The sequence below is a fragment of the Streptomyces sp. HPF1205 genome, from assembly GCF_020400825.1.
In the GTDB taxonomy this organism is placed as follows: domain Bacteria; phylum Actinomycetota; class Actinomycetes; order Streptomycetales; family Streptomycetaceae; genus Actinacidiphila.
This window is the reverse complement of the sequence record NZ_JAINVH010000183.1, coordinates 1-233: the sequence shown is the minus strand read 5'-3', so window position 1 is coordinate 233 and position 233 is coordinate 1. Positions and strand designations below refer to the sequence as shown.

General features: G+C 70.8%; 1 pseudogene. It reads right to left on the bottom strand.

The window, feature by feature from the left end:
- Nucleotides 1-200: pseudogene (locus K7G61_RS36215) on the bottom strand (polyketide synthase); the annotation flags it as partial.
- Between the last annotated feature and the right edge of the window lie 33 nt (nucleotides 201-233).

Below are 233 nucleotides of genomic sequence, written 5' to 3'. Positions count from 1 at the left end.
TTCAGCCCCACCAACAGCTCACTGCGAGACTGCCCCACCACCACCGCACGATGCTCCAGCCCGGGCCGCGCCGCCAACGTGAACGCCACATCCTCCGGCCGCAGCACACCCCGCCCACCCGTCACACGAGCCAGCAAACGCGCCGCCTGATCAGCCAACGCACCACCAGAACGCGCCGACACCACCCACGGCACCACCACACCAACCCCCGGCTCACCAGCCCGCACCACCGG